This window comes from Nostoc sp. DSM 114159, assembly GCF_053470285.1.
In genome coordinates, this window is sequence record NZ_JBPFEH010000001.1 from 4,779,217 (window position 1) to 4,794,310 (window position 15,094).

Consider the following 15,094-nt stretch of genomic DNA (forward strand, 5'->3'; position numbering starts at 1 on the left):
CCTATTAAAAAATAATCAGCTTTCGGGGATGAAACAATGCTGAAGGCTTTGGCTTACAGTGTTTATAGGATAAGCATTATTGGGATTATTAAGTAGGTAATGTTTATTTGATTAGTGTCATGCAAATCTGCGATCAAAAACCTTCTACCTCTGACTAAAGACGAAAATTTGACTTATATCATGTTCGGATAAATAGTTGTCAACAACTGACTGCATATTTGTATTAACTCTCATAAGAAGCAACCAATTCTGCAACGATCGCAACTAGTTCTCCAGGATCGACAGGTTTAGCCACGTGAGTCTGAAAACCCGCTTCCAAAGCACGGCTACGATATTCGCTATCACCATAAGCAGTTAAAGCGATCGCTGGAAGTTTTCCATAAATATCAGGCTTTAGTGCCCGGATCTTGCGGATAAGGGTGTAGCCATCTTCATCAGGCATTGCAATATCACAAATCAAGACATCTGGTTGCAGCTCAGGTAATACTTTCAATGCTACCGCTGCCGATGCAACTGCCATAATGGTGGCTCCATCAGCTTCCAACACAGTAGTAATGTAAAAGCGGCTATCATCATCATCATCAACTACGAGGATGTTTAAGCCAGCAAGGGAAAGGGCAGGTTCCATAACATCTCCATTAATGTTGATCGAATGAAATGTATTTCTAATAAGCTATTTATTTTTTATCTCTATCACCATACCATTGGTAATTTTACTGCGATCGCGCCTATTTTCCTAAAATATAACTTAATTTGTCTAGTCACCATCCAATTGATGCTTAATTATTCACTGATATTTATAATTATTGACTGGATAAAATTATGTTATTGTTTAAATTCCTTTACATTAAAAAATTAACTTTAACTATTCGTTAAATTTTAAAAATAATCTTGCTAATTACTGACTGCTTTATTACTAACAGGTTTGAATTCAATACTTTTCGGATAAACCCAATAATCTCTTTTTTGGTCTGGGGTAAGGTAAAAGGGCAAAGGGGTAAAGGTAAATTCAAACCCTTTCCCTTTCTCTTCCCCAAAACCCGAAAAGTATTGGGTTTGGATTTTGATGGAGCTTGAAAAAAGTCAAAAAAATAGACAATGCCGAATCTTAAAACTAGTCAAGTTGGCATTGTCATTTTTAAATCAATACAGTTCAGATCGGCTCAAAACCTAGATGTAGAGACGCAATTTCTCGCATCTTTAAAGACCAATTATCTACATCAATAAACCTTAAGCTTATTGAAATGAAGCAGCAGAGGCTCTAGATTCAGTTAGTAATTAAGAGTCAGAAGTAATGCACCTAACTATTAACTTGCAAACTGCTGTATGTGAATCTCAACTCCTGCAAGTAATCTGAACCGTAGTAAAAAGTAATCAGCTTTTAGTTAAGTCAACTCAAAACTTGATTACTCCCATTCAATGGTTCCAGGTGGCTTAGAGGTGATGTCATAAACCACGCGATTCACCCCTTTTACCTCATTCACAATTCGAGTAGAAATCACTTCCAGGACATCATAAGGCACTCTTGCCCAATCAGCAGTCATGCCATCTTCACTGGTAACAATCCGCAAAACAATGGGGTAAGCGTAAGTACGTTGATCTCCCATAACGCCAACACTACGAATCGGTAGCAATACAGCAAATGCTTGCCAGAAATCATGATACATACCGCGTTGGTTAATTTCTTGCCGCACAATCAAATCAGCATCGCGCAAAATATTTAACCGCTCAGATGTAACTTCCCCCAGAATCCGAATTGCTAAACCAGGCCCAGGAAAAGGTTGCCGTTGAACAATTTCTTCTGGTAAACCAATGGAACGTCCAAGTTTGCGGACTTCATCTTTAAACAGTTTCCGCAGTGGTTCGACCAATTTAAATCTTAGGTCTTTAGGCAAACCGCCAACATTGTGATGACTCTTAATTTTCACCGCTACCCGCTCACCAGTTTGGGGATCGACGTTGGTGTCCGCAGATTCGATCACATCTGGATAAAGAGTTCCTTGAGCTAGATAGTCAAAGTGACCGAGGCGCTTGGATGTTTCCTCAAATACACTGATAAATTCGTGTCCGATGCGGCGGCGTTTTTCTTCAGGATCGGTGATTCCAGCAACTTTAGCCAAAAAGCGATCGCGGGCGTTAACATATTCAACAGGAATGTGAAACTGTTCTCGAAATAGCTTTACCAATCGCTCTGGCTCATATTTTCGCATAAAGCCTTGATCGATAAACACGCAAGTCAGTTGCTCGCCAATCGCTTTGTATAGCAAGAAAGCCAGAGTAGAAGAATCCACTCCACCAGACAGCGCTAATAGCACTCGCTTTTCACCAACTCTGGCGCGAATTTCTCGAATTGCTTCTTCAACAAAAGCCGCTGTTGTCCAAGTGGGTTCGCAATCGCAGATATGGTAGACAAAATTACGGATTAATGCTATACCACCAACTGAATGCACTACCTCTGGATGGAACTGAACGCCGTAAAGTTTCTTTTCGTGGTCAGCAATAGCAGCACAGGGAGTATTTTCTGTATGTGCTAACAATTCAAACCCTGATGGCATTTGGATAACTGAGTCTCCATGACTCATCCACATGGTAGTGCCATCTTCAACATTAGTAAGCAAATCTGTGGGATCGTCAATATATAATGAAGCTTTGCCGTATTCACCTCGATCGGCTTTTGCCACTTCTCCACCAAGCTGATTTACCATCAATTGCATCCCATAGCAAACACCCAAAATGGGTATTCCCAAATTCCAGATTTCTGGGTCACAATGGGGAGCGTTATCACCATAAACTGAACTTGGGCCACCTGAGAGAATTATTCCCTTGGGATTGAGTTGGCGCAAATGTTCAGAAGTAGTGCGATAGGATAAAACTTCCGAGTATACTTGAGTTTCGCGGATGCGACGGGCAATCAGTTCAGAATATTGAGAGCCAAAATCCAGAATTACAATCAATTGGCGATCGAGCCGCCCAAAAGTTTCCAATGTTTGGGGCGCTTGTTCTGTTGGTATCACCGCTGTATTCATGACGGGAGTGTTATGTCTGTAAAGGGTAGATGCTTTGTGGTCTATGATGATGCTATTATTTAGCCTGGGTAGGCTAATAATGGTATAGAGAGCCTTTACAAACGCGAGTTTATGTGCGTTTGTCTATTCCCTGAGTCGGAGATGGTATTAAAACGATAACTTACCCTAGAGTGGTTACTTAAAGGATTATTTATTTGGATTGTTTACGATTATTCATAATAAATTAACATAATTTTCCCATTAACAGACGAGCAGTTTTACTCTTCACGATAATTTTGCGATCGCGATCGAAGAGAATAGAGCCACAAACTGTTACTTTTTTGCCGCTTTCGCTATGACTTTGAATGTATTCTTGGGCACGAACATCGATAGTTTCGGCGATCGCACTGTAAACTTTATTTACCCAATCACTACCAGTTGCAGTATCTAAGGATTTTAGGTGTGTTAGTGCTGCTTCAGCAGTTGCACTGTTAAATACAGCTTGGATATCTGGTGATTTTAAACCAGCGATCGCACAGTGGGCTGCCAAAATTTCCCGTCGTCCATCAGCTAAGTAGTGATGGGTATGAAAAATCCCACCAGCCAGCTTCATCAGCTTACCGTGATAGCCAAATAATAAAATTTCTTTTACACCCAGCAGATCAGCTTCTACTAACATTGGGCCCAGCCAGTTAGCAGTTTTGACCAATTGTTCGGGGTTAATCCCTAGTTTACGCGCCAAATCTAGGCCATTCTCGCCAATACAGAATACTAAAGTTGTAAAACGACTGGCTTTATTTTGTAATTCCGCCCGAAAAACCGCAAGCTGATCTGGCGTACTTAAGGGTTGAGAAATACCAGTTGTGCCTAAAAGGGAAAGTCCTTCAACCACACCAAAAGCAGAATTTGAAGTTCGCACAGCAAGCGATCGCCCTTCGGGTAGAATAATCGTCACCGTGATTTTTTCCCCTGGTGCTAGTATCCGTTGCAAATTCTCTTTTAAGAGCCTTTGAGCATAAGCATAAATAGCTGGTTTGTCATCAGCATTCGCCTGTTTGCCAATTCCTTCCCCACCTTTAATAATGACAGCATCATCACCCTGTTCTCGCCATTCCACCAATGCCCAAATGGGTGTATCTTTAGTTAAATCGAGATTATCACCGGGATCGCTGCGAGCGATCGCCAAAGCTGTATTATTAGACAGTCCTGCTACCTGTTCAATGGGGATTTCGGCTATTTGAGCCGGTTCAATCAAATCTATAGAGGCAAAAGTTAGGGATTTGCGATCGTGTAACCAATGTAAAGCAGCGACAGCAGCAGCGCAGGCAAATACTGGTAGTGTGTATCCAGAACGGGACATTTTGTAAATTCAACAGTCAAAAGAATTGTTCAAAATTAAAGACAGTTTCAGATAGCTTGCTTTCTTCAGGATAACGGCTAAGACGATCGGCAGCAGATATTCTTTGCATCCACGCCAACGGCTTTTGGTGTCCGCTTCATCGCTTTGTTAGACCGCTTTACCAGGGTAGATACTGAACTTGACCTTCTAGTTCTCCCTCCTGGCTACACTCTACAAGTACAAGAATATCTTCAATGACGCGCCCGACGGGTGCATCTAGGCTGACTTCGATAACTCCTGGCATGGTCTGACCTTGCCTAACTCGATCGTATGCATAGCGAGTAATTGTAGAAACGTCATGGGTAAGCAGGATACATCCTTCTTGGGCTGCCCAATCCAGGATAGTTGGATCGTCTTTGCCTGATAGTCCAACATCTTGTACACGAACGATGTCGATTTTCGGGCTACGGCGGAACAATCCTCTAACAACCGTATTATCGAAATTTTCATCCGCAAGGAATTTTAACATGCTTCCTGTGCTGCTTTGCGGGCAAGCAAGCGATCGCGTAAGCCTTGTGGGTCAAAATTCGCTTGATTTATTGCCCGAATCTCTTGTGATTGCTGGCGTCGCTGTTGCAAGTAGGCTTCTACTTCCAGTTGATGATTGAGGTAGAAGGCGATCGTAGCGTAAATGTCAGCCAAATTGAGCGACGGATAGCGATAAACAATTTCCTCAGCTGTCGCGCCTTGCTTAAAGACAGCAACCACAGTGTCTAATGTAACGCGGGTTTTACTGACGAGAACTACACCATCCTCATTCGATTTTAGAGGAGCAACTTCAGGCATAATCGATAGTGTCATGAATGCCTTCCAATTCATTGCTTTGATAGTAGCAAACCTTGGTCTGCTGAAAGCACATTGTTAGACTGCCCATACAAATACCCGATACACTCATCCATTACTGAGAATATATAGAGATCCTCCTCTACCTACAACACTTTCTGCAATAATTGTTTGTCCTGCCTCATCTGTAAACTTGAGTTGTTTGAGTAGTTTGACCTTGCCATTGTTGTTCAGAGAAAACAAATGATACGTATCTCGATCATCATATCCTCCACGAAATAAGGCTCGACTACCAGAAACAGCAAAACCATCACTGCCCGAAATAGGCATATTCCACACCGACTGAATTTTCTTATGATGTAAATGAACGAGTGGGAATTCTGTGTAATAGTACAACCAGACATCTGTATCAGATTCCACATTTAATGCATAACAATCACAAATGGAATCTAAGCCATCCGTTGGCTGAAAATCGTATATTTTATTTCCCGTTGAATCCCATGCAACAAGCCCAGACGATCCAATTGGCTCATCCCAACCAAAATTCCCGAAAACTCCTTCATCAAAAAAACTAGTCCAAATGGTTCCGTTTGAAGTTGCTTGAACAGATTGGATGCCATCGCCAAGCAGGATTTCTCGACTAAATTTTCCACCAAGGCTATAAATACGACCGTTTCTTTCAAAATCATTCGGACTTTTGTAATGACAACGGGCACATACAAGCAGTATCTCTTTTGCAGGAAGAGGTTGAATATCGTGAATGTTAAATTGTTCTTCTGCAATATCGATGTCGAGTGTTAGCCTATCTTCTTGAAAAGCGATTATGCGGTAACTCTGCGGAGTATCTGGAGTCGTTTTTGCAAAGCTTGCCCATCCTGGCTGTTCAGTCCGGTAATCGAGTGGTTGAACAGCAAGCACGACATAAACCATTTCATCGAAACCAACATTGAATGCAACAATGTTTCCGTCGGTTACAACGGAATTCAATTCAGCAATAGGTGATAGCGGAAGCATTTTTTGCAACTGGCGATCGTCACTGAACTAAAATAATGACAGAATAGAGTAGGCCTTTTGGCAAAATTACGAATTACGAATTACGAACTTGTACTGAGCGTCTTGCCCTGAGCGAAGTCGTTGGCGTGGTCACTGAGCGTAGTCGAAGTGCAGCCTCTCCAAGAGTTGGGAGCCGAAGTATTACGAATTAGTTAAACACCTACTTCTGATAATAGAACTTCCATAGCTTCCCAAGAAATTCCTTGTTGAATATAACGGGGTGCTTCAGGATTATAAGGACTGGCTACTCGGTCAATGTTGAGGATGTTTGCCCCATCTGGTAGAACAGGTACATCTGCATCAAATGCCGTTGGACGCATCAAAGAACTGGAAAAGCCTTTGAAAACAGCAATCGTATCTTGCTCATCGGCAATTTCCACCGTTACAAGTAGGACTTCTTTGGTGCGTTTAGCGGTGTATTGTTCCAGTCGCTTACCAATGGAATTCATTTTTTTTAGAGTAGGGGTATGGTGGCGCAACGACGGTTACTGTGGTGTGGCTGAACGTCCTTGTTTGCCCAGCTTAATCAAAACAAAATAGCTCAAGTAAAGCACATAAATTACTAAACTAGTTATGCCAAGAAAACCTAAAAACTCAGCCTTGCTGTTAGCATGAAAATATTCTTTGAATAGCAACGGAGCCTCGAACCAGACACGACAATAGGGAGTCTTCAGCATATTGCCAGAAAAAGCACAACCCAAAAAAGGTATAAATGCTAGTGCGCCCAAAAAACAATAAACAGTTGTCGCCCAGCGCCAAGAAGTAAAAATCAATTTCAAAGAACCACTGGTTTGATACTCAATTTCGTCGTTGATATCCACCCAGAACCACAACGAAATCGGGATCAAAATCTGAGCTATCAACCCAGAGATAAAGCTAACTGGATACTGGGCAATCATTAAGTAAACCGTGATTGCCACCAAGCTTGATACTCGCCAGTATATAGCCAATAAGCGTTGTATGCCTTCCGCTTTTTGTACAAATGCCCAAATTAGAAGAATTAGCGGAATAATTACCAGGAATAATACTGCCAGTCGGTAATCAATCCAGACGAAAGGTCGAAACCAAATATCATAGTCCATATTTTTTCTCAAACAATAGATAAAGAAGAAGTCAGGAGTCTGAATAAATCAAGTTCGATTTTATACTAATACCTGATTGTAGACTACTAAATAAGGCAGGGGTATTAAACCCTTTTATTCAGGAGTCAGTCGGACTCCAATTCATCCTGAATTCTTCTTGATAATAGTTTATTGAACCTCGTATGACTAGAAGTCACGAGTATTACAAAAAATTTATAGGGGCGTACACATGTACGCCCCTAGTGCCAATTAATTGGTTGTTTAATTGATGAAAATCGCAACTTATCCCTTTGGAAGAAACCTATTGATTCAAATAAGAAATTTATTTTTTGTTTCCCCGACTCAAATCAGTAGCTCCAAAAACGCTTGCGAGTGGAGGACATTGGTGAGTTTCCACGTCCTCCACTCTAGGCGTCTTTTTTAGTCAATACTGGTTATTTGCTCACCAAACAACAGAAAATCCAGTTATCTCAATTTCTAGTCGTCGTAAACCCGGCATTCAATTGCTTCTGGGTTGTCATCACAATACTGTTCTAGAGAATTTTTGGGCTTGTTTTGGCGCTTGTGGGAAGCTTCGGCTTGCAATTCTTCTACTGCATCCCAAGCCGCAGCACACTCTGGTGAGTTACTACCGTTAAGATCGCAGACAGTACGCGCTTGTTCCACTTCTTGTTGGATTTGCTCTTGGATATTGCTTTTTGCTGTTTCTTGGATGTTGGTCATTGCTTTAATCTCGTTGTGTGTTGTTAATACTAGTATAGAAAATGGCAGTTTTTCGCTTGATTAATAACCATTCTAACCATTTAGCCGATGGGAAGTTAGTTTTTTAGCCATTGATTTATAACCAATACAGCAAGCTACTCTATCTATAATGCATTTACCTTTATTTTTTAAGATTTTGTGGAATTAGTAGCATAGATAAATAATCATACAATATATTTAGATGCCTATATTAGGGAATGACAACTCCAGCTTCTTGGGATGGAGGAGACAAAGGGTTGGCATCAATTATTGTCAGATGCAATTCTTCCCAAAATAAAAAGTCAAAATCTACTAGCCAAAAATAGAGAAAGAAGCTCAAAACTCATGGCAGACCAAATGCAGTGGGCCAATGCCCTATCAACCCGTCATTCTCTGGAAGCCGCTGTTACAGATGTGGTGGAACGAGCTGTTTCATCGTTAACAGCACCTGCGGATTTAGGACTGGTATTCATTTCGTCTGCTTTTACGAGTGAGTATTCCCGACTGTTACCCTTGTTAGCTGAGAAACTTTCTGTGCCTGTGCTAATTGGCTGTAGTGGTGGTGGTGTAATTGGGACGACAGTTAGCGGAGAAACCCAAGAATTAGAAGCTGAACCAGCTATTAGCTTGACTTTAGCACACCTTCCAGGGGTGAAGATTCAAGTTTTTCATCTTGTTGCTGAAGAATTACCTGACTTAGACAGTTCGCCAGATGCTTGGCTTGATTTGATTGGTGTACCTGCATCACCGACACCGCAGTTCATCTTGTTGTCTAGTTCTTTCGCCTCTGGAATCAACGATTTGTTGCAGGGGCTGGATTTTGCTTATCCAGGATCGACGATCGTCGGGGGACAGGCTAGTGGTGGAGGTATGGGCGGTCGTGTTGCCCTTTTTTGTAACGATACTAACGGTGAGGAACAGCAAAATTTGTATCGTGAGGGCACTGTTGGTATAGCTTTGACTGGCAATATTGTTTTGGAAACGATTGTCGCTCAAGGATGCCGACCGATTGGCAAGCCATTGCAAGTTACAAAAGCCGATCGCAATATCATTCTAGAGTTAGATGAGCAAGTGCCTCTAGTGGTGTTGCGAGATTTGATTGCTAGTCTGAGCGAACAAGAACGTATTTTAGCACAGCATTCTCTGTTTGTTGGTGTGGCAATGGATGAATTTAAGCTGACTTTGCAGCAAGGAGACTTTTTAATACGTGGTATTCTTGGAGTCGATCCAAATGCTGGGGCGATCGCAATTGGCGATCGCGTCCGTCCTGGTCAAAGGCTGCAATTCCACCTCCGCGATGCCCAAGCCTCTGCTGAAGACCTCGAATTACTCCTGCAAAGTTATCAACATCAACGAGAATCTGAACCCTCGGCTGTAGCTGCTTTGATGTTTTCTTGTCTGGGACGAGGTGAAGGACTCTATGGTAAACCTAACTTCGATTCGGAATTATTTCAGCGCTACCTTAACGATATTCCTATAGGTGGCTTTTTCTGTGGCGGTGAAATCGGCCCTGTTGGTGGCAGAACCTTTTTACACGCCTACACTTCAGCATTTGGAATTTGTCGCCAAAATCAGTAATCAGTGCTAAACCAATTTTAGATTTTGAATTTTGGATTTCGGAATTATTTCAGCGCTACCTTAACGATATTCCTATAGGTGGCTTTTTCTGTGGCGGTGAAATCGGCCCTGTTGGTGGCAGAACCTTTTTACACGCCTACACTTCAGCATTTGGAATTTGTCGCCAAAATCAGTAATCAGTGCTAAACCAATTTTAGATTTTGAATTTTGGATTTTGGTGAAGCAGCACGGTCTTGGGGAGCCAGTGCGGTCTTCTCCCTTGGCGCTAGCCTCTCCCTTTGGGAGAAGGGGAGACGCCAAGGGCGATAGCGTAGCGTAAAGCCTTCGGCATGGCTTCGCTTAGAGCGAGTCCGCGAGCGTCTGGGGTTTCCCCAAGTGGAGCATCTGGCGTGGTTTCCCCCATGAGTGATTGCTGAACCCGAAGGGATTGAACTAAAAATCTAAAATCTAAAATCCAAAATTGAATCACTCCTAACTCTTATTCAGTACAAGTGTGCTGTTATTATCAATCATCGTCAAATTTCCAGCAGTGGCAATGCCTGGATGAGGTTGTAATGCACTATATGTCTGAATATAGCGCCGCACTTCTGGAGGAAAATGAGGGTAATCTAACACCGCATCCCCATCGGCAATAGTTGCCCAGAAATCGCGCAAACCAGGAGCTAATTCTTTTGCCTGTGATAATGGTAAGTTTAATGGAGAGTGAGTTAGTAGCTTAATTAAAAAAGGGAAAGAGCGATCGCCCATCCACTGCCTTGATGACTGTTGCAAGTCGGGGAACTCAGGCAGTGACTCTACGCGATGGGATAAAATTTGCAACGATTCTTTACCTTGGTTATCTCGATGAAATTCTAGCACTCGATAAGGGTGAGGATAGCTAACTAAAGAACCAGTGGTAATATCATATACCCCATCTGAGTAAGCAATATCCTGAACGTGCAAATGCCCTGTAAATACTAACTTGACTCCGTAGCGCCTCAGCAGCTGCAATAGTTCTGCTGAATTGGACAACATATAGCGATTTGCCAGTGGATGGTTCGATTGATTGGGCAAATGTTCCACTACATTATGATGCACCATCACCAAAACTAAATCATCACCAGATGCCGCTAGCACCTCTTCTAACCACCGTAGCTGTTTGGCATCCAAATACCCCACTTGCTCTCCCCGATCGTTAAAGGAGTTAGAATTCAGTCCAATCAGCTTAACTCCAGGCAATAACTGACGAATGTAGTAAATCTGCTGCGGATCTTCGTAGCCAAACTTTGTGTAATAGTAGGGAAAATCGGCAAAAGCAATCGATTGCCGATCGCCTAACAACACAGGAACGTCATGATTACCAGGAACAACATAGACGGGAAAAGGTAGCTGGGCTAAACATTGTTGTAACCAAGTGTGGTTCTCTGGTTCGCCGTGCTGGGTTAAATCTCCTGGCAACAACAAGAAATCTAAATCTAGTTGTGTTAAATGTTCTAGTACACTTTTAAATGCTGAGATACTTACTTCTACCAGATGAAACCGGCTAGGGTGATCCCAGATTGTGTGAGGAAGTGCCAGGTGTAAGTCGCTGACTACCGCAAAGCGAAAATTGAGAGTCATTGATTTATGAAAATGTTAAAAGCAGAGGTTAAAATAAGCCTTTTCCCAAAAGTATAACGCTTGCTTTGTTTCCCTGCGTAGGAGTGCGTATACTTAATATTTATATACATTAAGCATTGATTACATACTATGGTGACGATTAACTTTAGGGCTAATCATAACCATTTATTTCTAAAAATTATCGTAAATTTGATTGCTAAAAATTATTAATTAAGCCTTGAATAACTGGGCGATCGCTGCTATTTGTACCTGAATAAATAATGAAATGAATAGATAATAATTCAATAGTGTTAGTAGCACGAAATGCGATGTCTACGACGGGCTACGCCTACGCATATCTCATCGTAGACATCGCTTTGTTTTCTGCTACTTCCCTTTTCGATAAAATAACTGAGCAGATCGGTAAAAAACAGGTTCGGAATCATGGCTCAAGCTAGTATTGGGATTATAGGTGGTAGCGGTCTTTACAAAATGGATGCGCTTAAAGATGTCGAAGAAGTGCAAGTCGAGACTCCTTTTGGTTCACCATCTGATGCTTTGATTCTGGGGACTTTGGATGATACACGGGTAGCTTTTTTAGCGCGTCATGGCCGCAATCACACGCTTTTACCCTCTGAGTTACCGTTTCGCGCTAATATCTATGCGATGAAGCAATTGGGTGTGAAGTATTTAATTTCAGCTAGTGCTGTAGGTTCCTTGAAGTCAGAGGCGAAACCACTGGACATGGTAGTGCCAGATCAGTTTATCGACAGAACGAAAAATCGGATTTCAACGTTTTTCGGTGAGGGAATTGTGGCTCACATTGCCTTTGCCGATCCGATTTGTAAGAACTTGGCTGCTGTGTTGGCAGATGCGATCGCATCTCTCAATTTACCAGAAGTTACTCTCCATCGCGGCGGTACTTATGTGTGCATGGAAGGGCCAGCTTTTTCCACTAAGGCAGAATCGAATCTTTACCGCAGTTGGGGTGCAACAATCATTGGGATGACGAATTTACCAGAGGCAAAGTTGGCAAGAGAAGCGGAAATTGCTTATGCAACCTTAGCGCTGGTGACAGACTATGATTGTTGGCATCCAGACCATGACAGTGTGACGGTGGAGATGGTGATTGGAAATTTGCTGCGGAATGCTGTGAATGCTCAAAAAGTGATTCAAGAAACTGTGCGGCGCTTGAGTGAAAATCCGCCAACCAGTGAGGCGCATTCGGCGTTGCAGTATGCAATTTTGACTCAATTGGACAAAGCACCAGCAGCGACGAAGGAAAAGTTAGGGTTATTGTTGCAGAAGTATTTGTAGTGTTGCTGATGAATAAGCGATGTTTATAACGGGCTACGTTTACGCAGTTTCTTAATACAGTTTTGCTCCCCTCTCCTGGTAGGCTACGGTGTACACACAAGTTTGCCCAGAGCGAGCTTCCAGCCAAAAAAGGTGGATTCAAATTGCTCAAGTCCGCGGCTCAAAGTAGTAATACCGGGAGGTTTTTGGGATTTGTAACCAGACCAACCACCAAGCCGAGCGATAATCCAAGTCGCCCAAGCAAGAGTTGAAGGAGGATAGGGATTTTGTTGCAGTCGAGTTTTACCTTCTAAAGTAGGAGCAATAGTAGATAAATATTGCTGTTGCTCATGAGAAAAAGCAATATTTGCCGGTAAATCAGGATGATCCCGTCCACCAATCAGTTGTAAAATTCGCACAGCAACAGACAAGGCTAATATAGTTAATCGTTGAATGGCGGTAACCGACTCTAATTGGGTGGCTTCGAGATTTAATCCGGCAGTTTTGAGTGTGGCAAACAGTTGTTCAATTCGCCATCGCCATGTGTACCATCGAATCACCTGTAGTGCTTGTTCTAAACAAACGACTTGGTGGGTAGTGAGTAATCGCCAATGAATCGGTGCTTGACCTGATGGTGGGTTGACTTCAACTGCTTCCACTGCGTAAAGTGTCACACTAGGGGGATAATCTTGCCCATTCAACTTATCTGGACGTTGAATTTTCACTACCGCACGGCGAACAATTAATAATGCCTCCCTTGCTGTTCTACTTTGGCGTGCATCTGACGGCACATTGACTGTATAAGTACCCTCACTGGGCTGTTCATTTAAGTATGTATAAAGTGATTGGGTTTTTCCCACAAGGCGACGGTCAATGCGCGCTCTCACCAACACATGATTGTCTTGATTTGGGACTGTAGCAAATTCCTCATACATATCGCTTTCGCGGTCGGCGATGTGAGTCACTATTTTGGCATTGCCAATAGTTAAACATCTTTGCGTTTCTTCGGCAGAACGTAGCCACTTGTATGATTCTTTCTTTTCTATTGGTAATCGGCTGTAATTGCGCTCATGCTTATCCTGATGGTTAATATCTCTCGTCCACAGTTGTACTGTACTTATCCCCAAGGGAAATCCATTTGCTGCATCTAATACTAGTGTTGGATGAATATAAAATCCTACATCCGTGTTGTTTCCGACTACACCGACACCCTTTGCTTTCAACCTGCCTACATGAGACTGCAAGTTAATTTCGCTTGTATCACTGATAGCTAATATATGCTTTCCTTCTACATGAGTTACGCATTCGTCTGATAGGCTTCGCACTAATTCCCCTACTGTCACATTCTCATTCTCCAAAAACCGATAGTATCCTACTTGTTCGGCTCTATTTTTACTTATTTGGCGAATGCTCACTGATTGATTTTTTCCCAAAGCTTCGTACAATGCTGCCCCCTTTTAGAGAGTCGCGGGTCTCCAAATGCTTTTCCCTCAACTGCTTGCGCGTGTCTTTTGATTGGATTTTCCATCACCTTTTTCTCCCCACAACTCCTTCCCTTATTACTTTACTTGGACTTGTGTGTACACCGTAGCCTGGTAGGAGAGGGGCTGGGGGAGAGGTCAAAATAGCACTCGTCAAACTCACATGATATTAAATCCTGTCCACATAAAACTAAAATAAAGCCTGCATATGCAGGCTTTATTTTAGTAGCCCCAGACTTTAATCTGTGGGCGCTTTTATATTTTTACAAGAGATTCAATGACTAAGCTGTTACGCATTCAAGTTGTATATTAAAGGAACGATCCTTGTCATTAGTTATTTGTTTTTAAAGGACAGATGACCAATTGACTTAGGACAGTCTTAACGTCAAAATTTACAATCTAGAAGCGCATCAGCTTAATTTCAATCGATTGTGTTCTTAACTGCTTTGCCTGCATCCTCAGCTGTGCGCTTAACATTTTTACCAGCATCCTCAGCTCCACGCTGAACATTTTTTGTCACGTCTTCGGCAGCATTCTGGGTATTACCCTTGATATTTTCAATTCCTCGCTGAGTTCCCTTAACAAGACCTTTGCCAAGTTCTTCAGCTGAACTACCTATATCTTCACCCAGGTTCTTGACTCTTCCACCAAGGGATGTGCCTTGTTTGTAATTTTCACCATATTGCTCTGGGCTGTCAATTCCCTTCTGATCGATATTCTTTTGAGCATTTTTTACTAGGGCCTTAGCTCTGTCATTAGCTGCCTTTTCATCTTGCGCTCTGGGATCTACATCACTAAAGTTATTCATTCCGCCAGTAGGAGAATTCAGAGGATAATCTTTTGTGGCATCATATCGTTCAATATTAGGTGCTTGATCGCCAGGTTGTGGTGGCTGTGTTGCTATTCCTGGAGCACCACAAGCCTGTGCCATAAATAGAAAGATTCCTGCTAAAAAAACAGTTACAACTTTCAAGGGACGAATATTTTTCAGCCAATTCATTGCTTTTTTCATAGTTCTAAGTCCTTGCATTTTCGTGACTAAGTTAAACTTCAACCAAGATGGCATTTGGAATTAATCTTACATCCAAAGCATCCAGA

16 protein-coding genes are annotated in these 15,094 nt (G+C 42.2%); 3 read left to right on the forward strand and 13 right to left on the reverse strand.

Annotated features, from left to right (window positions below; translation table 11 throughout):
- Window positions 1-223 precede the first annotated feature (223 nt).
- From ACR5KR_RS19735 to ACR5KR_RS19775, 9 genes are all read right to left on the reverse strand, one after another.
- Window positions 224-628, reverse strand: a complete 405-nt coding sequence (locus ACR5KR_RS19735; protein WP_448267697.1) for a response regulator — start codon at window positions 626-628, stop codon at window positions 224-226.
- 778 nt (window positions 629-1,406) lie between these two features.
- On the reverse strand, window positions 1,407-3,026 hold the full coding sequence (gene guaA / locus ACR5KR_RS19740) for a glutamine-hydrolyzing GMP synthase (protein ID WP_445630862.1): 1,620 nt from the start codon (window positions 3,024-3,026) through the stop codon (window positions 1,407-1,409).
- A 223-nt stretch (window positions 3,027-3,249) separates the two neighbouring features.
- Window positions 3,250-4,365, reverse strand: a complete 1,116-nt coding sequence (cbiD, locus tag ACR5KR_RS19745; protein ID WP_448267698.1) for a cobalt-precorrin-5B (C(1))-methyltransferase CbiD — start codon at window positions 4,363-4,365, stop codon at window positions 3,250-3,252.
- A 157-nt stretch (window positions 4,366-4,522) separates the two neighbouring features.
- Window positions 4,523-4,873, reverse strand: a complete 351-nt coding sequence (locus ACR5KR_RS19750) for a DUF5615 family PIN-like protein (protein ID WP_448267699.1) — start codon at window positions 4,871-4,873, stop codon at window positions 4,523-4,525.
- Window positions 4,867-5,205, reverse strand: coding sequence for a DUF433 domain-containing protein (locus ACR5KR_RS19755; protein WP_448267701.1), 339 nt, complete (start codon window positions 5,203-5,205; stop codon window positions 4,867-4,869). Before ACR5KR_RS19755 ends, ACR5KR_RS19750 begins: the two co-directional genes overlap by 7 nt.
- A 90-nt stretch (window positions 5,206-5,295) precedes the next feature.
- Window positions 5,296-6,201 carry a hypothetical protein gene (locus tag ACR5KR_RS19760; protein WP_448267702.1) on the reverse strand — a complete coding sequence of 302 codons (906 nt, stop codon included), beginning with the start codon at window positions 6,199-6,201 and terminating at the stop codon, window positions 5,296-5,298.
- A gap of 191 nt (window positions 6,202-6,392) precedes the next feature.
- A complete protein-coding gene (locus ACR5KR_RS19765; RefSeq protein ID WP_448267703.1) occupies window positions 6,393-6,689 on the reverse strand; it encodes a DUF7734 family protein in 297 nt (98 codons plus the stop codon).
- Between the two features lie 36 nt (window positions 6,690-6,725).
- Window positions 6,726-7,322: a DUF3177 family protein gene (locus ACR5KR_RS19770; RefSeq protein WP_322673383.1), complete on the reverse strand. Its 597-nt coding sequence runs from the start codon at window positions 7,320-7,322 to the stop codon at window positions 6,726-6,728.
- A gap of 477 nt (window positions 7,323-7,799) precedes the next feature.
- Window positions 7,800-8,045 (reverse strand): Calvin cycle protein CP12, encoded by a 246-nt coding sequence (locus ACR5KR_RS19775; RefSeq protein ID WP_445630854.1) that lies wholly within the window; start codon window positions 8,043-8,045, stop codon window positions 7,800-7,802.
- A 363-nt stretch (window positions 8,046-8,408) separates the two neighbouring features.
- On the opposite strand from ACR5KR_RS19775, the gene ACR5KR_RS19780 reads away from it, so the two are divergent.
- Both ACR5KR_RS19780 and ACR5KR_RS19785 read left to right on the forward strand, forming a co-directional pair.
- Entirely contained in the window at window positions 8,409-9,641 is a 1,233-nt protein-coding gene (locus ACR5KR_RS19780; RefSeq protein WP_448267704.1) for an FIST signal transduction protein, read from the forward strand.
- Entirely contained in the window at window positions 9,623-9,817 is a 195-nt protein-coding gene (locus tag ACR5KR_RS19785; RefSeq protein ID WP_448267705.1) for a hypothetical protein, read from the forward strand. The genes ACR5KR_RS19780 and ACR5KR_RS19785 overlap by 19 nt, the downstream gene beginning before the upstream one ends.
- 89 nt (window positions 9,818-9,906) lie before the next feature.
- Here ACR5KR_RS19785 and ACR5KR_RS19790 read toward each other — a convergent pair whose 3' ends face one another.
- Together ACR5KR_RS19790 and ACR5KR_RS19795 are read right to left on the reverse strand one after the other, a co-directional pair.
- Entirely contained in the window at window positions 9,907-10,110 is a 204-nt protein-coding gene (locus ACR5KR_RS19790; RefSeq protein ID WP_448267706.1) for a hypothetical protein, read from the reverse strand.
- Between the two features lie 2 nt (window positions 10,111-10,112).
- Window positions 10,113-11,240 (reverse strand): metallophosphoesterase family protein, encoded by a 1,128-nt coding sequence (locus tag ACR5KR_RS19795; protein WP_445630852.1) that lies wholly within the window; start codon window positions 11,238-11,240, stop codon window positions 10,113-10,115.
- Window positions 11,241-11,663: 423 nt separating this feature from the next.
- Between ACR5KR_RS19795 and ACR5KR_RS19800 the strand changes: the two genes are divergently transcribed.
- Window positions 11,664-12,536: an S-methyl-5'-thioadenosine phosphorylase gene (locus ACR5KR_RS19800; RefSeq protein ID WP_445630851.1), complete on the forward strand. Its 873-nt coding sequence runs from the start codon at window positions 11,664-11,666 to the stop codon at window positions 12,534-12,536.
- Window positions 12,537-12,619: 83 nt separating this feature from the next.
- Here the strand turns inward: ACR5KR_RS19800 and ACR5KR_RS19805 are convergent, their stop codons facing one another.
- Complete coding sequence (locus tag ACR5KR_RS19805; RefSeq protein ID WP_448270096.1) at window positions 12,620-13,948, reverse strand: IS4 family transposase; 1,329 nt, start codon at window positions 13,946-13,948, stop codon at window positions 12,620-12,622.
- A 469-nt stretch (window positions 13,949-14,417) separates the two neighbouring features.
- Window positions 14,418-15,008: a hypothetical protein gene (locus ACR5KR_RS19810; protein ID WP_445630850.1), complete on the reverse strand. Its 591-nt coding sequence runs from the start codon at window positions 15,006-15,008 to the stop codon at window positions 14,418-14,420.
- Between the last annotated feature and the right edge of the window lie 86 nt (window positions 15,009-15,094).